Genomic DNA, 26,247 nt, shown 5'->3' with positions numbered 1-26,247 from the left:
GTACAGCACCAGCGAACGGCAGAGGGGACTGATGGCGGACAAACGGGTCAGCGAACTGCCTCGGCGAGGGTTCAACGTCGTCGCCCACCGCCTGCGCTTAGGACTCAAGCGGGTGTGGGTGAACTCCGGTCAGCTGATCCAGATCCCCATCGCCGCGACCGCAGCCTACGCCTTCTGCGTCTACGTGCTCGGCCACCCGTATCCGTTCCTCGCCGCGGTCGCCTCCGCCGTCGGCATCGGCCCTGTCGTCGACCGTCGCCTGCGCCGCGCTCTCGAGATCGGCATCGGAGCGACGTTCGGGGTGCTCGTGGGCGAGATACTCGTCAATTTATACGGCTCCGGCACCTGGCAGCTCGCCCTGACCCTGATCATCGGCCTGACGATCGGCACGATCCTCAACTCCGGCGGCATCTTCATCACCCAGATCGCCGTCCAATCCGTCTACGTCGTCGTTGTCCCTGCCACCGCCACCACCATGCCGTTCCCGCGCACCCTCGATGCTCTCACCGGATCCGTCTGCGCGATTCTGCTGGCCCTGCTCATCCCGCGCGACGCTCGCAAGGTCCCGCGGCGCCTGGCAGCAGACATGCTCGAGGAGGTCGACGCCGTCCTCAGGATGATGAAACGAGCCCTGCGTGAAGCCGATGTGACGATGGCCGGCCGAGCCCTCGAGCGCGCTCGCGAAACCCAGGACATCATCGACTCCTGGGGCTCATCCCTGCGGATCTCCCGCGAAGCCGCGAAGATCAACGCACGTGCCCGCCGGCATGCGGCCGAAGTCACGCGCCTGTCACGTGCCCACACCTTCTCCGACCGCGCGATGCGGACCATGCGAGTCATCGCCCGCCGCGTCGTCGGCATCACCGAGCTCGGCGTCGCCAAACCCGTCATCGCCGACTACGTCGGATCCTTGGCCGACGGTGCGAAGAAGCTCGAGATCGCTCTGCGCCGCGGCACCGACCGTTCCCTCGCCGAGGCGGCCCTGTCCGAGGCGGCGGGGGCTCTGGATCCGCGAGCGAAGCCCGATTGGGACATCCACGACGAGTCGATGGTCCTGCTCCTGCGGACTGTCGCCGTCGACCTGCTGCAGGCCGCAGGGCTGACACGTGAGGAAGCCCAGTCACGGCTTCCACCGCTGGCCGTGAACGCCGATGAGGAAGACGGGCCGGCCGTTGAATAGTCGGTGATGCCGCTCTCGATCTGCGGATAGTGCGCTTAAAGCGCTGGGCGTCGCGCGTTGTGTGGGCCCACTCTGCCGGCCGTGCGCCGAACGGGGCGGAGCTCGAATGGGGTCCGCGACTGACAGGCCGTGCCACGAATGGGCTTTGAGGTGCGGTCAGCTGCTTTCGACGACGAAGACGGCGTTCGTGCCCGGCACCAGAGCCGTGAATCGATGGGGCTGATCGCCCGGGTGAGTGAGGTAGTCGCCGACCCCTAAGTCATACGACTTTCCGAGCACCTCGATGCGTGCGGACCCGCGACCGAGGATGACATGTTCGATCGTGCCCTGAGGGTGGGGCTGAGACTCGCGCGGCTCACCCGGTTCGGCCTGGATGAAGTAGACGTCGCGACGTGCATTCGTCGGCGACGGTGAGAGCAGAGTGGCCACATAGTTCGCGGTCGTCGACGGCAGGCTGGGCATATCGCCGACATGCTGCAGCGCCACCTCATGCGGGGGAGGGTCGAGTAGGCGAGCGAGAGGGATATCGAGCGCAGCGGCCAGTGCCCACATCGTCTCCAGGCTCGGGTTGCCGCTTCCCGTCTCGAGTCCGGACAACGTCGACTTCCCGATTCCTGCCCTTCTGGCGACTTCGGACAAAGAGAGTCCGGCGCGCAGCCGTTCGCGCTTCAGGGCCGCAGCGATCTGCTGACTCGGCGAGAGCCCGGTGCCGGCAACAGGGGCGGAAGCGGGGTCGGAATCTGAGGTGGAAGCGGGGTCGGCACTGCTTTGCGAGTCGTTCAGCGAATCATCGTTGCTTCGAGAAGTCATGGGTTCACTATAGCGGGTCGATCGTTCGGGTTGACGAACGATATTCGAGGGTGCACTGTATAGAACATGGGTTCATTATTTCGCACGGCTGATCGGGTGCTCCCCGGCTCGACCTATCGTGCGGTCGCCATCGTCACCATCACGATCATCGCCGTCGCGCTGTCGTACGGGGCGATCTCCGCGGTCTCCGGTTTCGCCTGGTGGCAGACGCTGCTGCTGGCGATGTTCGCTCTCGGCGGTGCCGCCGAGTTCACCTTCGTCGGCGTCATCGCAGCCGGCGGTGCCCCGATTCTCGCGGTGCTCGCGGGGCTCCTCGTCAATTCCCGGAACTTCGCCTTCGGCGTTGCCGTCGGCCCCTTCTTCCCGCAGGACTGGCGAGCTCTCATCGCCTCCCACTGGATCAACGACGAATCCACCGCGATCTCGCGCACCGGGCACAACGATCGCGCGAAATGGCATGCGTTCCTGCTCATGGGTGCCGCAATCGCCATCATGTGGCCCGGCGGCGCCATGGTCGGACAGTGGCTGGGCAATGTCATCAACGCGGACCTGCTCGGACTCGACGCGGCCTTCCCGATCATCCTCTTCTGCCTCATCCGCGGGGATCTGAAGAACAAGGTCACGCTCTCGCTGACCGTCATCGGCATCCTCATCGCCGTGGGTCTGACCCCGCTGCTGCCGCTCGGGTTGGGGGCAGTGACCTCGCTGTCCGTGTTCGTCTTCGTCGCCGCTGGCTGGGCCGTGCGCTCATTCATCCGCCGCCGCTCCGGAGACAACCGCGCCGAACAGCACGGTGTCGATCAGCGCAGTGCCGATCAGGGCGATGCTGAACTGCCCGGTGCCGAACAGCGCAGTGACGACCGAACGCAATCCGCGACTCGAGGGGAGGGGCACCGATGAGCGCCGTCAGCTTTCTCATCGCCCTGGCTGGGCTGAGTCTCGGAACCTATCTCATGCGCTTCGCCGGAGTGAAGGTGGGAGCGGCGATCGCTGTGAGGGGTCGTCGACGTACCCTGTCGACCGCCTCGGTGGGAGCCGGATCTTCCGAGCATGGAGAATCCTCGGCGTCCGGCCAGTCCGTCCCGTCTGGCGAATCCTCCACACTCGCCCAGACCTCCGCACCCGGGGAGTCCTCGGGCTCAGCCGACTCGACCGAACGCGTGACGATGTGGATGGACCGAGCCACGGTCGTGCTCATCGGTGCCGTCTTCGCGACGACCGCGGTCTTCGACGGCAAGGACATCGCCGATCCCGCCCGCCTCATCGGCGTCGGTGCCGGAGTGCTCGCCGCGATCCTGCGCGTGCCGATGCTGCTCGCCGTGGTCATCGGCATGGGCGTGTGTGCCCTCATCCGCACGACCGGGATCCTCTGAGCTGGGGCAGCGTCGGCCTGAACTGAGTGCAGGTCGACGAACTTGCCAGCGTGGGCCTGGGCGCGGTCCACGGACTGCAGCCTCGGGGCACCCAGCACCCACTGTGAAAGCCGTGGGTTGCGGGTGGGCAATTGCCGAGGATCTCCGGGCCGGAACTGCCCCGAAAGCGCGAGATTGCTAGGCTGGGGCCATGGAATACATCGCGGGCTTTCAGCGTCTCGTCTTTCTTGCCCTGACGGTGGCTGCATTCGTCGTCCAGCTCTGGGCGTTCATCGACTGCCTCCGCTTCAAGGACGAGAACTACCGCGCCGTGGACAAGCAGAGCAAGAAGTTCTGGGTCATCCTCCTCGGCGTCGGGCTCGCGCTCGCCCTCATCGCCCTGCCGCCGATGGGCATGAGCATGATCTTCCTCAACATCATCGCCCTCGTCGCCGGCATCGTCTACCTCACCGATGTGCGTCCGAAGGTCCGTGCCGTCGACCCGCGCTACCGCAAGCGCTGACGCCGCGAACCGGCTGACCACACTCACCGCATGAGCACAGACCTCAATCTGCCGGGTCCCGAATCCGGCTTCATCGCCACGTTCGGAACCGGCGGCCCGCACACCCTCTTCGGCCTCGGATTCGCCGGCGCAATCCGCGACACCCGCCCCTTCGGCACCGGCATCACCGGCACCCGCCACTTCCTCCACCTGCCCGGCCACGGCGGCCGCCCCTCACCCGGCCCCGGATGGACCTACCCGCAGATCGCCGAGGTGCTCGCCGACGCCGTGAGCACCACCTCGGCGAGCCGGGCGCTGGGCGTCTCGATGTCCGCCGGAGGACTCCTCCACCTGCTGAGCATCGCCCACCCCGTCACCCGCGGCCTCGACAAGGTCGCCCTCGTCCTCCCCGCCTCCTTCACAGGATTCCCCGCCGAGGTGACCGCCGCCAACCGATCCTACCTGGAGCAACTGCGTCGCCTCGTCGCCGATAAGGACATCGACGGCATCGTCGAACTCATGCTCTCCCGCGAACCCGCCGAGGTGGCCCAGATGCTCCCCGCGCGAGCTTGGACGAAGGCGAAGGCCGAGAACCTCGTCCACACGGACATGTCCGACGGGCTCGGACTCGCCCTCGAAATCGCCGTCGCGGACACCGACGCAGCCGCCGAGAACCTGCGCTCCTTCGCCGGTGATGTCCTCGTCCTCACCCACGAAGACGACCCGGCACACCCGGTCACCATCGCCGAGGATATCCACCGTGCGATTCCGACCTCCCGCCTCGAGGTGCTTCCCGCCGGATCGATCCTGTGGCGTGGGCGTCACGAAGTGCGGCGCATCCTCGGTACGTTCTTCGGATAGGGACTGGCGTCGGTGAGGCGCGGGCATTGATTTGGCACTGTCTTCGACTCGTCGCCCGACCGAGGTCGTTGGCTAGACTGTCTCCGTGCGCATTTCTGTCCTCTCCCTCCACACCTCCCCCGTCGCCCAACCCGGGCAGGGCGACGCCGGAGGGATGAACGTCTACGTCGACCAATCCGTGCGCGCACTCGCCGCAGCCGGACACCGCGTCGACGTGTTCACCGCCGACCCCGGCGGCCTCGACGGCACGGGCGGCAGCGCATTCAATACTGGCGGCAGCACAGTCGGTGCCAGCGGCAGCACCGCCGACACGGGTGACGGCGCGAAGCTGGAGATCACCGACTCCATCACCCTCCACCATCTGCCGGTCGGCGCCACGACGAAGGACGAACTCGCCGACGCGCTCGACGAACTCGCTGAACTGCTTGCTGCCCACCCCGACTTCCGCGCCGCCGATTTCATCTGGGCCCACTATTGGATATCCGCCGAGGCGGCCCTGCGTGGCCGTGGAATCGCCCTCGACACCGACATCGACACGAACATCGACATCGGCGCCGACACCGACATCGGAAATGACGAGAGATCCGCATCCGCGGTTGGGCAGGACCGTCCGAGGCGGGCGCCGATCTCGGTGAGCATGCATACCATCGGGGCCGTCAAGAACCGCGATTCGGAGACCAGCCACGAACGCCCTCAGCGGCTCGAAGCGGAAGAGCGCATCGCCGCTGGGGCCGACCTGCTCGTCGCAGCCACCCCCGCCGAACGCCGTGACCTCGTGACCGAACTCCACGCCGATCCCGACTCGGTCGTCGTCGCCCGACCGGGTGTCGACCATGGTCTCTACGCGCCGGACTCACAGTCGGAAGCACGCGAGCGTCTGGGATTCGCCGCGAACGAGGCGATCGTCCTCTACGTCGGGCGCATGCAATTCATCAAGGGCACGGACGTCGCCGTCGACGCCCTGGCTGAACTGCGAGAACGCAACCCGCACCTGGCCTCCCGGACCCGCGGAATCCTCCTCGGCGCCGCCTCGGGGACAGGTGTCGAAGCAGGCGGGGGAGCGGTCCGACCGTCGTCGACCTACCTGCAGGAGCTGACCGCGGCGATCGCGAACGAACCCAGCGTCGAGATCCGCCCACCCGTTCCCTCCCACGTCCTCGTCGACTATTACCGGGCCGCGGACGTACTCATCGTCCCCTCGCGGAGCGAATCCTTCGGACTCGTCGCCGCCGAAGCGGCCGCTTCAGGTCTGCCAGCCATCGCCTCGGCGGTGGGAGGACTCCCGGAAATCGTCGAACACGGACATTCGGGACTGCTCATCGCCGATCACAACCCGCATCACTGGGCGACGGCGATCGAAACCCTGCTCACCGACACGGACCTGCGAGCCGAACTCGCCGGCCACGCCGTCGACCGCGCCGAACGCTTCGATTGGGGCCGGACCGTCGCGGCCGTCCTCGACGCCCTGCCCGAGACCTCCGGCGCAGCATCGCGGCCCACGGAGCCGCTCGGAGCGTGCTGAACGACTAGAGTCGGCGGTGAGCACGAGAGCCGAGCGAAAGGCGTGAGAGCATGAGCACCGACACCGAGGCGATCCTGGCCGGAGTGCGCACCTGGGCCGAGAGCAACGACGTTCCCGTGGACTCGATCGAGAACACGGAGATCGTCGTCACCCTTCCGGGGGAGAAGAAGCTCAAGACGAACGTGGCGATCAGCGTCTTCGCTCGCACCGCGCATCTGCAGGCGTTCGTCATCCGCCACCCCGACGAGAACTCGGCCGAGTTCAATCGGTGGCTGCTGCAGAAGAATCTCAAACCGGGGCCGGTGTCGTTTGCGATCGACAGCCTCGGCGATGTGTATCTGCGGGCGAGCGTGCCCCGCGAACATCTGCTCGATGAACTCGATGGACTGCTCGGGGCGATGCTCGCCACGGCGGATTCCTCGTTCAACGAACTCCTCCTCATCGGATTCCTCACCGGGATGAAGAAGGAATGGGCGTGGAGGGTCGGCCGCGGCGAGTCGACGCGCAACCTTGCGGCCTTCGAGAAGGTGCTCAGCGGCGATGACAATGAATTCCTCGGCACCTTCGGCGAGGCCGATGCCGAACCTCCGGCGGTCACGGCCGATCGGGAGAGCGACGGGGATGGGGCGTCTAGCGAGATGGCCGGGTCGGTGGACGAGGCAGCGGGTCAGTCTAGCGACGCGGCTGGGCAGGGCGCTACGGAAGACTCCGCCGGCGATCAGAGCCGAGGCCCGCGTTCATGAGCGGCGAGACGCCCAAGCCCGCCAGCGTCGACGAATACATCGCCTCGTTCGACGACGAACAGCACCGAGATTTCCTCACGAGGCTGCGCGAGCTCAGTCGTGCCGCCGCGCCGCAGGCCGAGGAGAGCCTCAGATGGGGCAGCCCCGCCTACGCCCTCGACTCGATCCTGTTCGTGTTCGCCGGCTATAAGAAGCACGCGAACGTCGTCTTCACACCCAGCACGAAGGAAGCCTTCGCCGATCGTCTGCAGGACTTCGACATCGGAAAGGGCTCGATCAAGCTGCCCTACGGCGACGAGATTCCGACCGAACTGCTGACCGAGATGATCGCCCACCGAATCCGCGAATTCGAGGTCGACGGAGTGAAGTGGATGTGAGGTGAGGGCGAGCTGGTCTCAGTCGAGCGGCAGCTTCATTCCCTCGTGGCTGGCGATATAGCCGAGCCGGTCGTAGAAGCGCTGGGCATCGGTGCGCGACCGGTCCGTGGTGAGCTGAGCGAGCCCGGCGCCGAAGCGGCGTCCGCAGTCGTGAGCCCATTCGAAGACCGCTGTGCCGAGCCCGATGCCTTGAGCCGAAGCGCCGATCCGCACCGCTTCGATCTGCAGGCGGAGAGTGCCGCGGCGGGACAGGCTGGGCAGTAGACTCAGCTGCAGGGTCCCGACGATCGTTGATCCGTTGTCGGGCCGGCCGGCTGAATCAGTCTGATCCGCTGGTTCGGGCTTTTCGGCAGTCTCGGCCTGGTCTTCAGGATCAGTGCTGTCCGTGATTTCGGTGACGGCGATGAGGAGCTGATTCGGATCGGCCTCGATGAGTGCGAAGGCACGAGCATAGACGTCTGCCTCCTCGTTGGCGGACTCCCGGGCGGCCCCGAGCACGTCATCACGCAGCAGCGCGACGAGGTCCGGCACATCGGCCTCGGTGGCCCGGCGGATGCGGAACGTCCGACCCGCCAGGTCGAGGGTCTCCGGGGAGAAGCCGTCGAAGCCTCGGCCCGAGTGCTCGTCGCGCCGGGCCGCCTCGGTGGTCATCGACTCGTGGTCCCGGCGGACGTCGCACCGGCGGCCGCGGGTTCACGGCCGGAAGCATCGACCGGCGGCTTGCTGTAGGGACGGCGTGCAAAGAGGGAAGCGAGAACGGCGCCGGAGACGTTGTGCCACACGCTGAAGACGGCTCCCGGCAACGCAGCCAGCGGCGAGAAGTACGTGGTGGCCAGGGTCGAAGCCAAGCCGGAGTTCTGGAGTCCGACCTCGAAGGACAGCGCGCGACGCGTCGGGGTGTCGAGGCGGCAGGCCGCGGCCACACCGTAGCCGACGCCGAGTCCGAGCAGATTGTGCGTGACGACCGCCAGCAGCACGAGCACACCGGCTGTGGCGATCGAACCCGCGGAGCCGGCGACGACGATCGAGACGATATAGGCGATGGCGATCGAGGCGAGCCAAGGCAGCACCGGCGCGATCGCGTCGACGAACTTCGACGCGAACACGCGGACGATCACACCGACGAAGACGGGTACGAGCACGGTCTGGCAGATCGAGACGAACATCGACCAGAACGGCACGTCCATGTACGAGCCCGCCAACCACAGAGTCAGCAGCGGGGTGAGCACGGGAGCGCACAGCGTCGACAGCGACGTGATCGACACCGACAGCGCGGTATCGCCCTTCGCCAGGTAGGTCACGACATTCGACGCGGTGCCGCCGGGAGCGCAGCCGACGAGGATGACTCCGACGGCGATCTCTGGCGGAAGCGAGTACACGGTCACGACGAGGAGACCGAGCAGCGGCATCGCCACGAACTGAGTGACGACTCCGAGCACGGCGATCCACGGCCGCTTCGCGATGCGAGCGAAGTCCGGGAGCGTCAGGGTCAGCCCCATGAAGAACATGACTACGCCGAGCGCCCATGTGATCGACGGCGCCAGAGGCGTGAACGCATCGGGCAGCAGGAATCCGAGGACCCCGGCGATGACGACGAGAACCGGCAGAGCCGTGACGGCGATGATCGAACTGCGGTCGGCCGCGGGAGCAGCGGCGCTTCCGGAAGCCTGGTGTGCTGGCGTGTGTGACATGGGTACAGGTTACTCTGTCCGTTTTGCCATTCGAGACGCATGCCCAGAAATTGAGATCGCACCGATGAGGAGGGCGGAGGCGCCGGCGTCCACCGGCGACCTCGGCAGGTGGAAGGGACGGTGGCGCCGACGGTCACCGACGACCCCGCCGGAGAGGTCGTGTCAAAATGGAGCCATGACGTATAACCTCATCCTGCTTCGCCACGGCGAGAGCGAATGGAACCAGAAGAATCTGTTCACCGGATGGGTCGACGTGACCCTGACGGACAAAGGCCGTGCCGAAGGCAAGCGCGCCGGCGAGCTCCTGCGCGAGAAGAACCTCATCCCCGACGTCGTCTTCACCTCGCGGCTCAAGCGGGCGATCCTGACCGCGAACATCGCGCTCGAGGCCGCCGACCTGTCCTGGCTCGACGTCCACCGCAGCTGGCGCCTCAACGAGCGCCATTACGGCGCGCTGCAGGGCAAGAACAAGAAGGAGATCCGCGACGAGTTCGGCGAAGAGCAGTTCATGACCTGGCGCCGCTCCTTCGACACCCCGCCGCCGGCCCTGGCCGACAGCTCGGAATTCTCGCAGGCCGGTGAGGCCCGCTACGCCAACCTCGGCGACGCGCTGCCCCGCACCGAATGCCTCGCCGACGTCATCGACCGCCTCCTGCCCTACTGGTACGACACCCTCGTGCCCGAACTCACCGTCGGCAAGACCGTGCTCGTGGCCGCCCACGGCAACTCACTGCGCGCACTGGTCAAGCACCTCGACGGGATCTCCGATGCCGACATCACGGGGCTGAACATCCCCACCGGCATTCCGCTGCACTACGAACTCACCGAGGAGTTCACCCCGGTCACGCCCGGCGGAACCTACCTCGACGCCGAGGCAGCCGCGGCGGCCATCGGCCAAGTCGCCAACCAGGGGCGCTGAGCCTCGTCCCGTCCTGTTCCCACCGGGGTCGGGGCGGGTTCGGTCCGGGCTCGGGTGCACGCCTTCGGCCCGGACTCATGCGCTGATCGTGTCGGCCTGCCCGGCGATCGCCTTCATCTCCTCGAGGAGCAGGGCGATCGCGGGGGAGGCCGACATCGACTTCCGCCACACCAATGAGATCGTGCGGGCAATGCTCGGATCATCGAGCGGCACCGCCTTTACATCATCGGGCAGATGCGGCCTGCCCAACCGCGGCACCAGCGCCAACGCCCCGACGGCACGGACGAACTCGATCTGCGTGTCATATTCGATGGCCCAATAGTCGATCCGCGGTTTGCTGCCCAACTCTTCGAACAGTGCCGTCAGCCAGCGATGGCACACGGCATTGCGCGGAGCCGATACGAACATCTCCCCGAGCAGATCACTGCGGGTCACCTCGGCGCAGGCGGCCAGCCGATGATCGCGGTGCATGACGATATCGGCCCGATCCACGGTGATCCGCTCCGAGATCAGCGTCGCGGGCAGGTGCAGTGAGGACGAGTCCCAGCCGAAGACGAGCGAGGCATCGATCCTCCCGGCCGTGACCATCTCGATGAGCTCGTCCGGCTCCTCTTCGAAGTTCGACACCGTCAGCTCCGGCGCCGAGGCGGCCAACCGCGGCAATGCGGGCACGAGCAGTCCGCGGATCCCCGTCGAGAACCCGCCGACCGTGATCCGCCCCCGCGGCTCACCCGACTGCGCGCGGGCCGCGGTCTCCAGACTCTCCAGCTCCTCCAGGAGTCCGGCCCCGCGCCGGCTGAGCTCCCGCCCCACCGGGGTCAGCGCAATGCCGCGGCCCGTCCGCTCGGTCACGGGTGCGCCGAGGGTGCGCGAGAGCTTCTGCAGCTGATGGCTCACGGCCGCCGGCGTATACCCCAGGGATTCGGCCGTCGCCGTGACCGAGCCGAGCGAATCGAGGGCGACGAGGGTGCGCAGCGCGACAGTATCGATCATCAAATTATCTTAAAGAAACAGTGGACGGACTTTCAATGGAAATTTGACGACATGGCTGGAATGCTTGAGTCATGCGCTCGGTCCACTACATGCTCGCCCTCCTCGTCGTCGTGCTCTGGGGCGTCAACTTCATCTTCATCGATTTCGGCCTGCGCGACTGGCCCCCGCTGCTCCTCGTCGCCGCCCGTTTCACCTTCGTCGTGGTGCCGGCGATCTTCTTCGTTCGCTTTCCCCGCGGCTCCTTCGGCCGCATCCTCCTCATCGGCGCCTTCATGTCGGCCGGTCAGTTCGGTCTTCTCTACACCTCCATGGCGCTCGGTCTGCCCGCCGGGCTGACCTCGATCGTCATCCAGATCCAAGCCGCGTTCACCGTCATCGTCGCGGCGCTCGTGCTGCACGAGATCCCGACTCGGCGCCAGATCATCGGCATCCTCATCGGACTCGTCGGCCTGTCCGTCATCGGTCTGAGCCTGCAGGCCTCCGTGCCGATCGTCGCCTTCCTCGTCGCCGTCGGCGCCGCCCTTTCCTGGGCGACCGGCAACGTCATCGCCCGCGGTGTGAAACTCGGCACGAACGGAGTGCAGATGACCGTGTGGTCGGCTCTCGTCGTCCCGATTCCGATGGTGGCACTGTCGACGCTCATCGATGGTCCCGCCGAGGTGGCGCACGCAATTATGCACCCGACCTGGGGTGTCGTCGCCTCGGTCGTCTACACCGCCGGACTGGCATCGCTCGTCGGCTATGTCATCTGGAACTCGCTGCTCGCCCGCTTCCCGGCCTCCCAGGTTGCCCCGTTCTCGCTGCTCGTCCCGCCGGTCGGAGTGCTCTCCGCTTGGATCGTGCTCGGAGATCGTCCGAGCATCGCCGAACTCATCGGCGGAGTGCTCCTGCTCATCGGCGTCGCCGTGACGACGGGAGTGTTCAAGACCCTGGCACGCGGCATCAGGAACGGGCCCAGACGGCGCCGAAAGGTCGTCGTGAGTCAGACGCAGGAAGAGGTGTCCGCCTCCAGCTGAGGGTTCGGCGGGTCCGGATATGCGAAGCGCCCCGGCACTGCCGGGGCGCTTCGCTGGATTCGTGCTTCGTCGAGCGGGGTCTTATTTCTTCGACAGGTAGGGTTCCCAGTTGCCGGTGAGCAGGTACTCGACCTTCTGCGACACCGACACCGCGTGGTCACCGAAGCGCTCGTAGTAGCGCGAGAGCAGGGTGACATCGGCGATATGCCGGGGAGCCAGCGAGCCTGCCGAAGCCTCGCCGAGCTTCCCGAACACGCTCAGGTGGAGCTCGTCGAGCTCCTCGTCGATGGAGTTGATCGTGGGCACGGCTGACAGTCCGGGGTTCGAGAGCAGGCTCTGCGTCGCCTCGGCGATCTTCTCACCGGACTCGCCCATCCGCACGAACGTCGGTTCGAAGAGGTCGGGGATCGCGGACTCCGGATAGCGGATGCGCACTTGCTGCGCGATGTGGCGGGCGAGGTCGCCCATGCGCTCGAGCGATGCCGACATCCGCAGCGAACCGATGACGGCTCGCAGATCTGCGGCGACCGGAGCCTGCAGGGCGAGCATCTCGGCGGCCTGCTGATCGAGCGTGAACTGCATATTGTCGATGACGGAGTCGGCCTCGATGACCTGCTCGGCCAGCTCGAGATCATTCGAATGCAGCGACTGATTGGCCAGGCGGATGGCCTCGAGGACCTTGGTGGACATGCCGACCAGCTGGGTGGCCAGATCGTCCAGTTCGTTTCTGAAGACTTCGCGCATGAACTGCGGTTCCCTAACTCTTGATCGTGACAATCGGGGGTGACTGTCGGTGGTGCTTGGTGGTGTCTTGAGGAGTGCCGGCGCTTCCGGTCCGCACCCTCAGCGGGGGAAAGCGGAAGGCGGGAACGATGGGGAACGCAGGCACACAGACGTCAGCATCGCACGATCGGGTGAACTACTCCAGACGAGAAGGTGAATTCCTCGGCAAATACTGCCAGCAGAAGTGAATTCGGTGCGCCGGGACGATGGACAACGCCTAAGCTGGAGACTGTGGATCTCTTAGTAGTGGCGGTCCTGACCGGCGTCGTCGGCCTGGGCCTGGGTATAGCGGGAATTCTTGCGTTCCGATTCAGTGAACGCTCCCGCGATGCTGCCGATCTGCATTCCGAGGACGATCTGCCCGAGGGCATCGCCGAAGTTCTGGCCGTCCTACCGTCGGCGGCGATCGTCATCGACGCCGGTGACGATGTCGTCAAAGCGTCCCCTGCCGCGTACACGTTCGGCCTGGTCAGAGGCCACTCGCTCGCGTCTCCAGAGATGCTTCGGGTCGTCGGCCGCGTCCGCGCCCGCGGTCTCATCGAAGAGATCGATCTCGAGCAGACACGGGAGAACTCCGAATCCGTGCTCCGCTATCTCCATGCCCGCGTCGCCCCCTTGGGCACCTCCTTCGTCCTCGTCCTCTGCGACGATCAGACCGAATCCAAGCGCGTCGACGCCGTCCGCCGCGACTTCGTCGCCAACGTGTCCCACGAGCTCAAGACACCGATCGGTGCGATGGCACTGCTCGCCGAGGCTGTCACCGACTTCGCCGACGACCCGGCCGCCGTCGAACGCTTCGGTGGACGGATGCAGCGGGAGTCGAAGAGGCTGACCCAGCTGGTGCAGGAGATCATCGACCTCTCCCGCGTCCAGGACCACGCCGCTCCTGCCACGACCGAGAAGATCTCCGTCGCCGAGGTGGTCGACGATGCCGCTGACCGTGCCCGGACCGGGGCGGAGGGCAAGAACATCCATATCGAGGTCTCCCCGCCGAGCGACCTGCTCATCGAAGGCAATTACGAACTGCTCGTCAACGCAGTGCGCAACCTTATCGACAACGCGGTGAACTACTCGCCGGAGGGCACCCGCGTCGGCGTCGGAGTCGACCTCGTCGACGAGCGCATCGAGATCGCCGTGACCGACCAGGGCATCGGCATGACCGCTCAGGACACCGAACGCGTCTTCGAACGCTTCTACCGAGTGGACCCGGCCCGGTCTCGGATCACCGGAGGCACCGGACTGGGACTGAGCATCGTCAAGCACATCGTCGCCACCCACGGAGGTGAGGTGCGGGTGTGGAGCCGGCTGAACAAGGGCTCGACGTTCACCATCGTGCTCCCTCTGGCCGGAACCGCAGCTGACGGCTCCGCCGCCGATTCGGCCCCAGCCGGGGTTCTCATCGAGCATTCCGCGGACTCGACTGGGACCGCCTCGGCGGAAGAGGACGGGCCCACGGGCGCCTCTTCGGCGGACGACGACGGTCCGGTTGGGACCGCCTCGGCGACCGTCGGCGGACCGAACGGCGACAAGGAAGCCTCCGCTGGAGATAATGGAGACGGCGGGGCGACCGCCGACTCACCCAAGAATCTGACCGAAGAAAGCGAACAAAGGAAGCTCACAACGTGACTCGTATTCTGCTTGTCGAGGACGAAGATTCGTTCTCGGACCCGCTGTCGTACCTGCTCGGTAAGGAAGGGTACGAGGTGACGGTCGCCGATGACGGGCTCAAGGCTCTGGCGGAGTTCGATCGCACCGGTGCCGATCTGGTCCTGCTCGACCTCATGCTGCCCGGTGCTTCCGGCACCGAGGTGTGCCGCGAACTGCGGGCGAAATCCAATGTGCCGATCATCATGCTCACGGCCAAGGATTCGGAGATCGACAAGGTCGTGGGGCTTGAGCTCGGCGCCGATGACTACGTGACGAAGCCGTACTCCTCACGAGAGCTGCTGGCTCGCGTGCGAGCGGTGCTGCGCCGCAATGTCGAGACCGAGGAATTCGAGGACGAGTCCGTGCTCGAGGCCGGGGGAGTGCGCATCGACGTCGAACGCCACGTCGTGTCCGTGCGCGGTGAAGAGCAGTCCATGCCGCTCAAGGAGTTCGAGCTGCTCGAGATCCTCGTGCGCAACTCCGGTCGCGTGATGACCCGCGGTCAGCTCATCGACCGGATCTGGGGTGAGGATTACGTGGGCGATACGAAGACGCTCGACGTCCACGTCAAACGCCTGCGTGCGAAGATCGAGGAGAATCCCTCGGAGCCGCGTCTGCTCACCACGGTGCGCGGACTCGGGTACAAGTTCGAGGCCTGAGGGCGACTGCCGGCGCCGGTCGGAATCGCACGGTTGGTGAAGTCGGGACCGACGGGTCGGCGGTGAATGCGGAAGGAGCCGCTCACATGATGTGAGCGGCTCCTTCTGTGCTCTCGCGAGGGACTGGGCCTGGTGCGAGAGAAGGGCTGATCAGCCGTTGGCCGTCGCGGTTCCCTCCGCGGCACCGGCATCCTCGCTGGGCATGTCCGACGGGGACTCGGATGGTGACTCGGACGGAACGTACTCTTCGTAGTACGGCAGGGCGTCGGTGAGGAGCTGAGTTTCGATGACCTTCTCGTCGCTGCCATTCTTGACGGTGACGTCGACGAGGTCTCCGGGCTCAGCCTTGAGGCTGTCGACGGTGACGACTTCCGTGGAGGAGGTCTCAGGGCTCTTCGGATCCTGGACGAAGGTGTCGCCTGCCTTGACCGACTCGCTCACCGTGGTGTCGCCGATCTCGATGGACACCTTGGCAGTGGAGTCGCCTTTGTTGATGAGGGTGAAGAACAGCTGAGCCGGGCCGGAGGCTTCCTGGTCCGTGATGAGCAGGAGCCCACGGACTTCGACCTCGCCGACGGACCCCGAAGCCCCATCGCCGCCGTTGTACTGATATTCGGCAGTCTGGTGGGGAGACAGCAGGCTTGCACATCCGCTGACGGGGATAACGAGAGCGAGTGCGGCAACGGCGAGAGCCGCGCGGTTGTGCCGTTTCATTATGCTCCTTGAAGTGGCAATACAAGATCAGTCTGTATACTACCCGGTTTTTGACCTGCTGTAGAACCGAGTGCTCGGAGTGGACGGAGTTCCGCGACCCCCGGGCGCGTCGCGGCTGAAGTTTCGGTGAAGAGGGAGCGAAGTCCGGCTCACACCGCCGTCGGTCGAAGTTCTCTTCCGGCCTTCGCGACAATGCGCCCTCTCGCCCATGTTCTCGCTGGCTGTGGCATCAGAAGTACTGAGATCGGGGCGGGGCAGAGGCGGAGCCTAGCATGAAGATTCGCTACCCTGAACGATTTCTGTGGCGAGCCTCATGGTAAACTGGTATTCCGCGAAAGGGGTTTGAAGAGAATATGAGTTTCCAGGTCGGCGACACTGTTGTCTATCCACATCACGGTGCAGCGACAATCCAAGAAATCAAGAACCGTGCCATCAAAGGTGAGGAGAAGCTGTATCTCAAGCTCCAGGTCGCCCATGGCGATCTCGTGATCGAGGTCCCGGCAGAGAACTGCGATCTGGTGGGTGTGCGAGACGTCGTCGGTGAAGAAGGCGTTGAGAAGGTCTTCAACGTCCTGCGTGCCGAATTCGTGGAAGAGCCCGCAAACTGGTCCCGTCGGTACAAGGCCAATGTCGAGAAGCTGCAGTCCGGTGACGTCATCAAGGTTGCTGAGGTCGTCCGTGATCTCTGGCGTCGCGAGCAGGACCGCGGCCTGTCGACCGGTGAGAAGCGCATGCTCTCGAAGGCTCGCCAGATCCTCGTCTCCGAACTCGCGCTGGCCGAGAAGAAGGAAGAGTCCGAAGCAGAAGCTCTGCTGGACGAAGTTCTCGCATCCTGAGCACCTGTGTCATCATCCCGGCCGCTGGGTCGGGATCCCGTCTGGGTTGCAGTGAGCCGAAGGCCTTCGTCCGTGTGAACGGACGGACGCTTCTGGCTCGCAGCCTCGAGGCGATCATCTTCTCGGGAGTCGCCACCACAATCGTGGTGGCCGCTCCCGAGGATTTTCTTTTGCGCGCATGCGAAGAAATCGCTGAAGTATCGGTTGGGCGGAAATGCGAAATTTCAATTACAGCCGTAGCAGGTGGTCATGATCGCATTTCCACAGTGCAAACGGCCTTGAAACTAAGCGGCGATGCCGAATATGTTCTCGTCCATGATGCCGCGAGGTGTCTGACCCCGCCCGATGTCTTCACCCGAGTGGTTGCCGGATTGCGCTCCGGCGCCCAAGCGGTGATTCCGGTGCTGCCGATGATCGACACCGTCAGGCGGGCAGTTTCTGACCCGGCTGTGCGTGCGGACACGAACACGGGTGCAGTCGCGGATCGCGCATCCAACGGAATTGTTTGGTCGATCCACGGCGGTTCTGACGCTGATATCACCGCGGATCGACCAAACAATTCGGATCCGGCGAGGGCTGAGGGTGCTGGCCCGTGCGAAACAGTTCGGGGAGATCTCGACCGGTCCGAGCTGCGACGAGTGCAGACGCCTCAGGGATTCCGCGCCGAGGTGCTTCTGCGGGCCTATGAGCGGTTTGCGAACGATGGCGCTGGGAAAGCGGCCAGTGCTGCACCGACGGACGATGCAGGGCTGGTGGAACGACTGGGCGTCGATGTCCTCGCCGTCGAGGGTGACGAAGAGGCATTGAAGATCACGTACCCGCTCGACCTCATCCTCGCAGAGCAGCTCGCCCGGATGCGTGACGGAGCTGTCGTCCCTGGAACAGGTGAGCCGGATTCGGCGAAGGAGCCACGATGAATCAGGTCATTCCCCGTACTGGGATGGGTGTCGATGTCCATGCTTTCGCTGCCGATCCCGCACGCGAACTGTGGGTCGCGGGACTGCAGTGGCCGGGCGAACCCGGGCTGGACGGGCATTCGGACTCCGACGTGGCCGCCCACGCCTGCTGCGACGCCTTGTTCTCCGCAGCTGGGCTCGGCGACCTCGGTGAGCATTTCGGCGTCGACCGCCCCGAATTCGCCGGTGCTTCGGGTTCGATGCTGCTCTCCGAGGCGGCCCGAATCGTCCGCGCCGCCGGATTCGAGATCGGCAATATCTCCGTCCAGGTGATCGGCAATCGACCGAAGATCGGCGCCCGTCGTGCCGAGGCCGAGCAAGTCCTGTCGGAAGCGGTGGGAGCAGCGGTGTCGGTGTCGGGCACGACCGCTGACGGTCTCGGGCTGACCGGTCGCGGTGAGGGAGTCGCCGCCATCGCCACCGCGCTGATCTACACGCGCTGAGTGAGGAGAGCCAGCAGTGAGAGTCCTCTTCCAAGGAGCCGGGGCCGTCGGCATCGCCGGGGCCGCGCTCTTCACCGATGCCCACGAGGTCGCTGTAGTCTCCCGCGTAAACGGCCCCAATACGCAGGCAGCCTTTCCGCGGCGCGTGAGCGTTCTCGACCCGACCGATTCCGACCGTCCTCAGGCCGGACCCGGCAGGTGCGAGGGAGAGAATGGGCGAGCCATAGGCAGACGCGCAGGTAACGGCGATGGCTGGTCGGTGACTCGCGTGGCGACGACTCGGCGCGTGACGATTACAAGCCGGGCCGAAGCCGCCGCTGCGGGACGCTGGGATCTCATCGTGCTCACGACGCGACCGGGTGATCTCGATCCGGAGGTAGCCTCGGCGATCCGGGACATCGCACCGGCGTTCATCGCGACCACGAGCCAGGTCGAAGGGGACCTCGAGCGAACACGTGCCGAATTCCCCGACGCCGAGGTGGTCGTGTTCGGACCCGCGTTCCTGTCCGAACGGCTGGAGGCGAGGCGGGAAGTGAGTTTCTGGGCGCCGGTCGGTGCGCCGCGGTTCCTCGTCGCCGGCCCGTGGAACGCGGTGCGATCGCTCGCTCGCGGACTGGGGCGACTCGTCCTGCCGGTGCCGATGGCGACCGTGGTGCTGCCTCCGACGGTGTTCATTCCCTTCGTTGCCGAACTCAGCGTCCGCGATGGGAACTGGGCCGCACTGAAATCGCATCTCGACCGACCCGCGAAAGCCGCGAGTGAAGCCGTGCGTGCTCGACTCGGGGTGCCGATCCCGGTGTTCGGGTTCGCCGCCCGAATCGTGCTCGAAGCACTGGAGCGCACCGTGCCGATCGACGTCACACAATATGCGGGCAGACACTTCGCCCGGCACAGAGGTCAGACCCGGGACATGCTCTCCGGGTGGGCCCTGTCCGCAGACGGCGCCGACTCCGCGGAGGCACTGCGGGAGCTCATCGCTGCGCTTGACGAGAGCTTTGACTGAACTGAGGCCCGCGGGGGACTGAACTGGGCCGAGGGGGATATGACAGGGGCCACGGGAGGCTGCCAGGGCCTCAGCTCGGAAGTCCACAGCCACCTCGGTGGCGGTGAGCGCCGGACTCAGACCTTCGCGTTGGGGTGGCGCTTCGTGACGATGAGGCCGACGAGGTAGAGCGCGGCGACGAAGATGAGCGTGCCGACGATCTGGAAGCGCACGGATTCGACGGTCAGGCCGAGCCCGATGATCACGGCGATTCCTGCCAAGGTGACATACGACAGCCAGGGGTAGCCCCACATGCGCAGCGGCAGGGACTGCCCGGCCGCCTCGGCGCGACGACGCAGGACGATCTGCGAGACCAACGTCGCGACCCAGGTGACGATGAGCGTCGAGCCGACGATGTTGAGCAGTACGCCCAGGACCTCGGCGGCCCAGAAGTAATTGAGCGCGACGGCGACGAAACCGAACGCCGAGGTGGCCAACACCGCAGGTACGGGCACTCCGCGGCGGTTGGTGCGGCCGAGCCCGCGCGGAAGCATGGACCGCTGCGACATCGAGAACGACATCCGGGACGCGCCGTAGATGTTCGCGTTCATCGACGACAGCAGCGCGATGACGATGACTGCGGCGAGCAGCGAGGCGATGAACGGCAGTCCGGCGGTGTCGAGGACGGCCACGAACGGGGACTCGGCCAGCCTGTCGTCCGTCCACGGCAGGACGAGGACGATGATCGCCACGGACCCGATGTAGAGGAACAGGATGCGCCACACGATCGTCTTGATCGCCTGGGAGACGCTGCGCTGGGGGTTCGCGGTCTCGGCCGCGGCGACGGCGACGATCTCGATGCCGCCGAAGGCGAAGGCGACGACGAGCAGACCGGCGGCGATGCCGGAGATGCCGGTGGGCATGAACCCGTCGGCGAAGATCTGCGCGGGCGGTTCGGCCGGAGTCCACCCGAACAGGTACGCGGCACCGAGGCCGACGAAGAGGACGACGAAGGCGACCTTGATGAGCGAGAACCAGAACTCGAACTCACCGAAGCTGCCCGAGGTGGTGAGGTTGATGGCCGTGAAGATGAGCATGATCGCCAAGGCGATGACCCATTGGGGGACGACCGGAATATAGGAGGCCGCGATCTGCGCGGCGGCAGTGGCCTCGGCGGCGACGACGAGGCAGAGCTGGACCCACCACAGGGCACCGACGGCGAAGGCCGCGGCCGGGCCCATGGCCTTGCCCGCATAGTGCGAGAACGCTCCCGGGTTCGGATCGGCGGCGACGAGCTCGCCGAGAGCCCGCATGACGAAGATGACGATGAGGCCAGCGACGACGTAGGAGATGAGCACGGCGGGTCCGGCCGCCTGCACTCCGGCACCGGAGCCGACGAAGAGACCGGCGCCGATGGCCGAGCCGAGGCTCATCATCACCAGGTGGCGGGGCTTCATCCCCACCTTGAGACCGGTGGACGTCGTGGCGGAAGCGCCGGGGGCCGAGGCGGACGCTGACTCGGCGGGCTGCGAAGACTGTGATTCAGGCACCCGACGAGTCTATCCGTCAGGGTCGGAAAGCGCAGACGCGGGTCGCTGACCCGTGTGGGTCGCGACCCGCGTCTGCGAGTTGCACTGCGTGATCCGGCCCTGCTCAGCGGCCGACCGGTGACGCGATCTGCGTCAGGACCGGCCAGCCGTCAGCGGACGGTCAGCCGTTAGCGGACGGTCAGCCGTCAGCGGACGGTCAGCTGCGGATCAGTGTCCGCGTTTGATCCAGTCCTCGAGGGCCGGGCTCTCGGCGCCGATCGACGTCGAATCACCGTGTCCGGTGAGCACGACGGTCGCTTCCGGCAGCGGGAAGAGCACGTCGCGGATCGATTCGGTGATCGTCTCGAAGCTCGAATGCGAACGTCCCGTGGCTCCGGGACCGCCGTTGAACAGAGTGTCTCCGGAGAACAGCACCGGACCGACGGCCCGACCGGCACCGGCCGAGGCCGGAGCCGGCAGACCGGTCTCGACGAAGAAGCACGTCGAACCGGGGGAATGTCCGGGAGTGTGCAGGGCCTTGAGCTTGATTCCGCCGACGGTCCAGGTGTCGCCGTGGGCGATCTGTCCCTCGGGACGGTAGTTCTCATAGGTCATATCCCACAGGACATAGTCATCGGGATTGAGGTACACAGTGGGGTTGCCCACCCGCTGTGCGAAGTCGCGGACGACTCCCACGTGGTCGTCGTGACCGTGCGTGAGGAGAACGGCCTTGACGTCTCTGGATCCGACCGCCTCGGCGATCGCATTGACGTCGTGGGCGGGGTCGATGACGATGACCTCGGAATCATCGCCGATGATCCACACGTTGTTGTCGACGTTGTGCGTCTCCCCGTCCAGGGAGAAGGTGCCCGACGTGACGAGATGCTCAATAGCTGTCATTACAGTTCCACCACCGATCGCAGGACCTGGCCCTTGGCCATCTTCTCAAAAGCGGATTCGACGTCGCCGAGGCCGATGCGTTCGGACACGAACTTCTCCAGCGGGAAGCGTCCCTGCTGGTAGAGGTCGACGAGCATCGGGAAGTCGCGGTCGGGCAGGCAGTCGCCGTACCACGAGGACTTGAGCTTGCCGCCGCGGCCGAACACGTCGAGCAGCGGAACCGTGAGCTCCATCTCCGGGGTCGGCACGCCGACGAGGACGACGGTGCCTGCGAGGTCGCGGCCGTAGAAGGCCTGCCGCCAGGTGGCGGGGAGTCCGACGGCGTCGATGACGACATCGGCACCGAAGCCTCCGGTGCGCTCCTGGATCGCGGCGACGACCTCGTCCTCACTCATGCCCTTCGTCGACACGGTGTGCGTGGCACCGAAGTCGGTGGCCCAGGACAGCTTCTTCTCGTCGATGTCGAGGGCGATGATCGTGTTCGCTCCGGCCAGCGCCGAACCGGCGATCGCCGCGCAGCCGACACCGCCGGCACCGATCACGGCCACGGACTTGCCGCGGGTGACCTCACCGGTGTTGATGGCGGCGCCGATCCCGGCCATCATTCCGCAGCCGAGCAGACCCACGACTGCCGGGTCCGCCTCGGGGACCTTCGTGCACTGGCCGGCGGCGACGAGCGTCTTCTCGGCGAACGAGCCGATGCCCAGAGCGGCTTCGAGTTCGGTGCCGTCGGGCAGGGTCATCTTCTGTGAAGCGTTGTGGGTGTCGAAGCAGTACCAGGGCTCGCCGCGCTTGCAGGCACGGCAGTCACCGCAGATGGCGCGCCAGTTGAGGATGACGAAATCCCCGACCGCGACCTCGGTGACTCCCTCGCCGACCTCGGAGACGACTCCGGCGGACTCGTGGCCGAGCAGGAACGGGTAGTCATCGCTGATTCCGCCTTCGCGGTAGTGGAAGTCCGTGTGGCAGACGCCGCACGACTTCACATCGACGACGACCTCGCCCGGACCCGGATCCGGAATGACGATGTCGGTGAGTTCGACTGGGGCTCCCTTGCTGCGGGAGATGACGCCCTTGACGGTCTGTGGCATTGCGTCTCCTAAATGTCTTCGGCGACGGGGTCCGACTGGTGGGAACACCCGACGTGGACTGAGTGCACCCCCGGACGGGGTGCTCACAATCCCCACCCTAACCAAGCACGCTGGGCTCGACCAGTGGCGGATGCGGTGGTGAGACGATGCGCTGGAAACGGGCGGGGCAGGTCCGGTGGTGGACTCCCCAAGGACGGGTGAAGGTGGAACGACGAAGGCGGCCCGATGCTGGGGATGCATCGGGCCGCCTCGGTGAGGGTGAGCCGATCCGCGTCGCCGAGGCGGCACTGCGGATCCGACTCAGCCGGACGTGATCACGGGGTGGGGTTCACCCCGAACAGATCATTCGGCCGCTTCCTCGTCGGGGTGCTTGCGCAGGTGGAGCAGCGATGCGATCAGACCACCCCAGACCGTGACCATGGCGATGGCCATCATGATGATTGCTGAAGTGCCCATGTCAGGCTCCCTTCTTCTCTTGTTCGACGGAGTCGGCGATTGAAGCTTCTGCCTCGTCGAGCGTCTTCTTCGGCCATTTGATGAGCGTGAAGACGATTGCCAGGACGATGAGCAGGCCGATCATGCCCCAACCGAAGACGCCGATGATGCCCATCGGATAGTCTTCGTAGCCCTTGGTCGAGTAGGTGATGATCTGCGAGATGAGCATGTAGGCGAGCACCACGGTGGTGACACCGCCGAGGATGATCATCCAGAACCAGCCCACCTTGAAGCTCGAGATCGCGTTGAGGTGATCCCGCAGCACGGGCAGCTTGCGCGCGAACCAACCGACGGCGATGAGACCGACGACTGCGGCACCGACGATGCCGATGTTGTTGGCCCAGGCATCCATCGTGTCGAGCACGTAGAGGCCGGTGATGGTGGTCATCAGGAGGATCGAGATAATCGCCATGGCTCCGCCGATGACGAGAATCGAGGTCTTGTTGCTGAGTCTGAACTTCTCGCGCACCGCCTGGATGGGCACCTGGACGATCGAGATGAGCGAGGTGAGACCGGCGAAGACGAGGCAGGCGAAGAACACGAAGCCGAAGATTCCGCCGCCGGGCATCTCGGAGATGAGCGTCGGGAAGGCCATGAAGGCCAGGCCGATGCCCGAGTCGGCCACCTCGGAGACCTGCGAGCCCTGAGCTGCGGCCATGAAGCCGAGTGCTGCGAAGACGCCGATGCCGGCGAGGATCTCGAACGCGGAGTTCGAGAAGCCGACGACGAGGCCCGAACCGGTGAGGTTCGTCTTCTTCTTCAGGTATGAGGCATAGGTGATCATGATGCCGAAGGCGATCGACAGTGAGAAGAAGATCTGGCCGTATGCCGCGATCCAGACTGCCGGGTCGCCCAGTGCTGCGAAGTCCGGGGTGAACAGAGCATTGAGGCCCTCAGTTGCACCGGGCAGGAACAGGGCCCTGACGACGAGCGCGAGGAAGAGGATGACGAGCAGCGGGATGAAGATCTTCGAGAAGCGGGCGATGCCGTTCTGCACACCGGCCAGCAGGATGCCGAGGGTGACGATCCAGACGATGATGACCGGGATGAGCACTCCGGGGACGAACTCGAACGAGACGCCGGGGTCGCCGGCCTTGAGGAAGGAGCCGGTGAAGAATCCGGCGGCATCGTCTCCCCACGCCTGGTTGAGTGAGAAGAACATGTAGCAGCCGGCCCACGCGATGATCGCTGCGTAGTAGATGCCGATGACGAATGCGATGCCGGTCTGGAACCAGCCGATCGGCTCGGTCACCTTCGAAGCCATGCGGAATGCCAAGGGGGCGGAGCCGCGTGAACGGTGTCCCATCGCGTAGTCGAAGAACAGCAGAGGGATGCCTGCTGTCAGGAGTGCGACGAGGTAGGGGATGAGGAACGCGCCGCCGCCGTTGTCATAGGTGATGTAGGGGAAGCGCCAGATGTTGCCGAGGCCGACCGCCGAACCGATGGCAGCGAAGATGAACGCGCCGCGGGTGGCGAAGACCTCCCTCTGGGGTGTGGCTGTGGTCGACATGGTGTCCTTTCTTGACCAGTCGCGGATCATCGCGACTGAATGTGGCCACCGAAGTCTCGTCTGTGAGACCGGAGGTCCGGTGTGAAGTCCGTATAGCGAGAAGGACTCTCGAAGCGAGCTTCGTTGCTTGATCCCATTTTACTGGGAATTCTCTGTGCGATGTGCCGCGCATCACGTGAGCCGCATAACAGTCTGGTATCGAATTCGCGGAAACCGCGAAAAGCCCCAGGCCCGGTAGACTTGGGGCGTGACTATCTCGCTCTATAACACTGCCAGCCGCACGACCGAAGAACTGCGTCCCGTCAATGACGGTCAGGTCGGTATCTACGTCTGTGGCGCCACGGTGCAGGGCGAACCGCATATCGGCCACCTGCGGTCGGCCTCGGTGTTCGACACTCTCCGACGCTGGCTGCTCTACAGCGGCTACCGGGTGACCATGATCCGCAACGTCACCGACATCGACGACAAGATCCTGTCGAAGTCCGTCGAAGAGGGGCGGGAGTGGTTCGCTCACGCGTACAAGTACGAACGCGCCTTCACCGCCGCCTACGATGCTCTCGACGTGCTCCCGCCGAGCAGCGAGCCGCGCGCGACCGGACACATCACCGAGATGATCGAACTCATCACCCGCCTCATCGAGGCAGGTCATGCCTACCCCGCGCTCGACGGCAGTGCCGATGTCTACTTCGACGCCGCCTCGTGGAGCGAGTACGGGGCCCTGACGAACCAGAAGCTCGAGGACATGGAACTGTCCGAGGGTGCTGAACTGCGCGGAAAGAGGGACGCCCGGGACTTCGCGCTGTGGAAGGCGCATAAGGACTCCGAACCGATCACCGCCTCATGGCCCTCGCCGTGGGGACGGGGCCGACCGGGCTGGCACATCGAGTGCTCGGCGATGTCGACGAAGTACCTCGGGTCCAACTTCGACATCCACGGCGGCGGACTCGACCTGCGCTTCCCGCACCATGAGAACGAACTGGCGCAGTCCCGAGCCGCCGGGGATCAGTTCGCGAACATCTGGATGCATTCCGGCCTGCTCAACGTGGGCGGGGACAAGATGTCGAAGTCGCTGGGCAATTCGGTCTTCGCCTCCGACCTGTTCGACACGTTCAGCCCGCTGGCCGTGCGCTACTTCCTCACCGGTGCCGGCTACCGGTCGATCCTCGACTTCTCGAACGAGGCGATGGAGCGCTCCGCGGCCTCACTCGAACGACTCCGGAACTTCCTGCAGCGCGCTCGCCAGGCACTCGGCGCGGACGCTCCGGCACTGCCGGATGTCAGCGACGCCTACGCCGGACGCAGCGTCGATGTTCCCGCCGAATTCGCCGCCGCCCTCGACGATGACCTCGGTGTGCCGCGTGCGCTGTCCGTGGTCTTCGCCTCCGTGAGCGAAGGGGCGAAGCTCCTCGACTCCGGAAGCGATCGGGCGGCGCTGGCGCGGATCGTCGCCGAGGTGGAGCTCATGCTCGACGTCCTCGGGGTCAATCCCAGCGCAGCGGTCTGGGCTGGATCGGCGGCCGATGCCAAGGCGGAGTCCGCGCTCGATTCCCTTGTGGCCACCATGGCCAAGCGGCGGGCCGAGGCGAAGGCGGAGAAGGACTTCGCCACCGCGGATGCCCTGCGTGACGAACTGGCCGCGGCCGGCGTCATCATCGAGGACACGGCCGACGGGTACCGCTACCACCTCGGCGAGGGCTGAGGACGACGATCTTCGGTCACGGGCATGAGCTCGCGAC

At 65.7% G+C, this 26,247-nt stretch carries 28 protein-coding genes; 17 read left to right on the top strand and 11 right to left on the bottom strand.

All coding sequences use genetic code 11. The features are described 5' to 3' along the window. Nucleotides 1-31: 31 nt before the first annotated feature. Entirely contained in the window at nt 32-1,180 is a 1,149-nt protein-coding gene (locus GUY30_RS14895; RefSeq protein WP_101543764.1) for an FUSC family protein, read from the top strand. A 156-nt stretch (nt 1,181-1,336) separates the two neighbouring features. Here the strand turns inward: GUY30_RS14895 and GUY30_RS14890 are convergent, their stop codons facing one another. Continuing rightward, nucleotides 1,337-1,990, bottom strand: a complete 654-nt coding sequence (locus GUY30_RS14890) for a helix-turn-helix domain-containing protein (protein WP_167199224.1) — start codon at nt 1,988-1,990, stop codon at nt 1,337-1,339. A gap of 66 nt (nt 1,991-2,056) precedes the next feature. On the opposite strand from GUY30_RS14890, the gene GUY30_RS14885 reads away from it, so the two are divergent. The 7 genes from GUY30_RS14885 (at nt 2,057) to GUY30_RS14855 (ending at nt 7,347) form a co-directional block, all read left to right on the top strand. Further along, nucleotides 2,057-2,890 (top strand): AzlC family ABC transporter permease, encoded by an 834-nt coding sequence (locus tag GUY30_RS14885; RefSeq protein ID WP_167199222.1) that lies wholly within the window; start codon nt 2,057-2,059, stop codon nt 2,888-2,890. Further along, nucleotides 2,887-3,363, top strand: a complete 477-nt coding sequence (locus GUY30_RS14880; RefSeq protein WP_167199219.1) for an AzlD domain-containing protein — start codon at nt 2,887-2,889, stop codon at nt 3,361-3,363. Before GUY30_RS14885 ends, GUY30_RS14880 begins: the two co-directional genes overlap by 4 nt. Nucleotides 3,364-3,553: 190 nt before the next feature. Then, nucleotides 3,554-3,865: a DUF2516 family protein gene (locus GUY30_RS14875; protein WP_025777370.1), complete on the top strand. Its 312-nt coding sequence runs from the start codon at nt 3,554-3,556 to the stop codon at nt 3,863-3,865. Between the two features lie 30 nt (nt 3,866-3,895). Continuing rightward, entirely contained in the window at nt 3,896-4,705 is an 810-nt protein-coding gene (locus GUY30_RS14870; RefSeq protein WP_167199216.1) for an alpha/beta fold hydrolase, read from the top strand. An 85-nt stretch (nt 4,706-4,790) separates the two neighbouring features. After that, entirely contained in the window at nt 4,791-6,227 is a 1,437-nt protein-coding gene (locus GUY30_RS14865) for a glycosyltransferase (protein ID WP_167199213.1), read from the top strand. Nucleotides 6,228-6,277: 50 nt separating this feature from the next. Further along, nucleotides 6,278-6,970 (top strand): YbjN domain-containing protein, encoded by a 693-nt coding sequence (locus GUY30_RS14860; RefSeq protein WP_167199210.1) that lies wholly within the window; start codon nt 6,278-6,280, stop codon nt 6,968-6,970. Further along, complete coding sequence (locus GUY30_RS14855; RefSeq protein WP_167199207.1) at nt 6,967-7,347, top strand: iron chaperone; 381 nt, start codon at nt 6,967-6,969, stop codon at nt 7,345-7,347. Before GUY30_RS14860 ends, GUY30_RS14855 begins: the two co-directional genes overlap by 4 nt. An 18-nt stretch (nt 7,348-7,365) precedes the next feature. Here GUY30_RS14855 and GUY30_RS14850 read toward each other — a convergent pair whose 3' ends face one another. Both GUY30_RS14850 and GUY30_RS14845 read right to left on the bottom strand, forming a co-directional pair. Then, nucleotides 7,366-7,998 (bottom strand): GNAT family N-acetyltransferase, encoded by a 633-nt coding sequence (locus GUY30_RS14850; RefSeq protein WP_167199204.1) that lies wholly within the window; start codon nt 7,996-7,998, stop codon nt 7,366-7,368. After that, entirely contained in the window at nt 7,995-9,038 is a 1,044-nt protein-coding gene (locus GUY30_RS14845; protein WP_228281408.1) for a bile acid:sodium symporter family protein, read from the bottom strand. Before GUY30_RS14845 ends, GUY30_RS14850 begins: the two co-directional genes overlap by 4 nt. A 175-nt stretch (nt 9,039-9,213) precedes the next feature. On the opposite strand from GUY30_RS14845, the gene GUY30_RS14840 reads away from it, so the two are divergent. Beyond that, complete coding sequence (locus GUY30_RS14840) at nt 9,214-9,957, top strand: phosphoglyceromutase (protein WP_167199200.1); 744 nt, start codon at nt 9,214-9,216, stop codon at nt 9,955-9,957. A 75-nt stretch (nt 9,958-10,032) separates the two neighbouring features. On the opposite strand, the gene GUY30_RS14835 is transcribed toward GUY30_RS14840, so the two are convergent. Further along, on the bottom strand, nt 10,033-10,950 hold the full coding sequence (locus GUY30_RS14835) for a LysR family transcriptional regulator (protein ID WP_167199197.1): 918 nt from the start codon (nt 10,948-10,950) through the stop codon (nt 10,033-10,035). Nucleotides 10,951-11,021: 71 nt separating this feature from the next. Between GUY30_RS14835 and GUY30_RS14830 the strand changes: the two genes are divergently transcribed. Next, the gene (locus tag GUY30_RS14830) at nt 11,022-11,966 is read left to right on the top strand and encodes an EamA family transporter (protein ID WP_167199194.1); all 945 of its coding nucleotides are present in this window, start codon (nt 11,022-11,024) and stop codon (nt 11,964-11,966) included. 81 nt (nt 11,967-12,047) lie between these two features. On the opposite strand, the gene phoU is transcribed toward GUY30_RS14830, so the two are convergent. Continuing rightward, the gene (gene phoU, locus GUY30_RS14825; protein WP_167199191.1) at nt 12,048-12,710 is read right to left on the bottom strand and encodes a phosphate signaling complex protein PhoU; all 663 of its coding nucleotides are present in this window, start codon (nt 12,708-12,710) and stop codon (nt 12,048-12,050) included. A gap of 270 nt (nt 12,711-12,980) precedes the next feature. On the opposite strand from phoU, the gene GUY30_RS14820 reads away from it, so the two are divergent. Both GUY30_RS14820 and GUY30_RS14815 read left to right on the top strand, forming a co-directional pair. Next, a complete protein-coding gene (locus tag GUY30_RS14820) occupies nt 12,981-14,375 on the top strand; it encodes a sensor histidine kinase (RefSeq protein ID WP_228281406.1) in 1,395 nt (464 codons plus the stop codon). Beyond that, nucleotides 14,372-15,055: a response regulator gene (locus tag GUY30_RS14815; RefSeq protein WP_039208435.1), complete on the top strand. Its 684-nt coding sequence runs from the start codon at nt 14,372-14,374 to the stop codon at nt 15,053-15,055. Before GUY30_RS14820 ends, GUY30_RS14815 begins: the two co-directional genes overlap by 4 nt. Nucleotides 15,056-15,205: 150 nt before the next feature. On the opposite strand, the gene GUY30_RS14810 is transcribed toward GUY30_RS14815, so the two are convergent. Beyond that, nucleotides 15,206-15,769, bottom strand: coding sequence for a hypothetical protein (locus GUY30_RS14810; protein ID WP_167199189.1), 564 nt, complete (start codon nt 15,767-15,769; stop codon nt 15,206-15,208). A gap of 353 nt (nt 15,770-16,122) precedes the next feature. On the opposite strand from GUY30_RS14810, the gene GUY30_RS14805 reads away from it, so the two are divergent. The 4 genes from GUY30_RS14805 to GUY30_RS14790 are packed head-to-tail and all read left to right on the top strand — an operon-like array spanning nt 16,123 to nt 19,007. Further along, the gene (locus tag GUY30_RS14805; protein ID WP_167199186.1) at nt 16,123-16,605 is read left to right on the top strand and encodes a CarD family transcriptional regulator; all 483 of its coding nucleotides are present in this window, start codon (nt 16,123-16,125) and stop codon (nt 16,603-16,605) included. Next, entirely contained in the window at nt 16,599-17,522 is a 924-nt protein-coding gene (locus GUY30_RS14800; RefSeq protein WP_323127788.1) for an IspD/TarI family cytidylyltransferase, read from the top strand. Before GUY30_RS14805 ends, GUY30_RS14800 begins: the two co-directional genes overlap by 7 nt. Further along, a complete protein-coding gene (ispF, locus tag GUY30_RS14795) occupies nt 17,519-18,004 on the top strand; it encodes a 2-C-methyl-D-erythritol 2,4-cyclodiphosphate synthase (RefSeq protein WP_167199182.1) in 486 nt (161 codons plus the stop codon). The genes GUY30_RS14800 and ispF overlap by 4 nt, the downstream gene beginning before the upstream one ends. 16 nt (nt 18,005-18,020) lie before the next feature. Continuing rightward, nucleotides 18,021-19,007, top strand: coding sequence for a hypothetical protein (locus tag GUY30_RS14790; protein WP_167199179.1), 987 nt, complete (start codon nt 18,021-18,023; stop codon nt 19,005-19,007). Nucleotides 19,008-19,123: 116 nt separating this feature from the next. Here the strand turns inward: GUY30_RS14790 and GUY30_RS14785 are convergent, their stop codons facing one another. The 5 genes from GUY30_RS14785 to GUY30_RS14765 form a co-directional block, all read right to left on the bottom strand. Further along, complete coding sequence (locus tag GUY30_RS14785; protein ID WP_228281404.1) at nt 19,124-20,536, bottom strand: amino acid permease; 1,413 nt, start codon at nt 20,534-20,536, stop codon at nt 19,124-19,126. Nucleotides 20,537-20,743: 207 nt separating this feature from the next. After that, nucleotides 20,744-21,415 (bottom strand): MBL fold metallo-hydrolase, encoded by a 672-nt coding sequence (locus GUY30_RS14780; RefSeq protein WP_167199176.1) that lies wholly within the window; start codon nt 21,413-21,415, stop codon nt 20,744-20,746. Beyond that, nucleotides 21,415-22,506 (bottom strand): S-(hydroxymethyl)mycothiol dehydrogenase, encoded by a 1,092-nt coding sequence (locus tag GUY30_RS14775; protein WP_167199173.1) that lies wholly within the window; start codon nt 22,504-22,506, stop codon nt 21,415-21,417. The genes GUY30_RS14780 and GUY30_RS14775 overlap by 1 nt, the downstream gene beginning before the upstream one ends. Before the next feature lie 342 nt (nt 22,507-22,848). Beyond that, nucleotides 22,849-22,962, bottom strand: coding sequence for a methionine/alanine import family NSS transporter small subunit (locus GUY30_RS14770; protein ID WP_167199170.1), 114 nt, complete (start codon nt 22,960-22,962; stop codon nt 22,849-22,851). Nucleotide 22,963: 1 nt separating this feature from the next. Beyond that, nucleotides 22,964-24,511, bottom strand: a complete 1,548-nt coding sequence (locus GUY30_RS14765) for a sodium-dependent transporter (protein ID WP_167199167.1) — start codon at nt 24,509-24,511, stop codon at nt 22,964-22,966. Between the two features lie 247 nt (nt 24,512-24,758). On the opposite strand from GUY30_RS14765, the gene cysS reads away from it, so the two are divergent. Further along, nucleotides 24,759-26,210 (top strand): cysteine--tRNA ligase, encoded by a 1,452-nt coding sequence (gene cysS, locus GUY30_RS14760; RefSeq protein WP_167199164.1) that lies wholly within the window; start codon nt 24,759-24,761, stop codon nt 26,208-26,210. Nucleotides 26,211-26,247: the final 37 nt, after the last annotated feature.

It is taken from the genome of Brevibacterium pigmentatum (genome assembly GCF_011617465.1).
Taxonomy (GTDB): Bacteria; Actinomycetota; Actinomycetes; order Actinomycetales; family Brevibacteriaceae; genus Brevibacterium; species Brevibacterium pigmentatum.
Note: the sequence above shows the minus strand (reverse complement) of the source record. Positions and strands in the feature narration are given on the sequence as shown.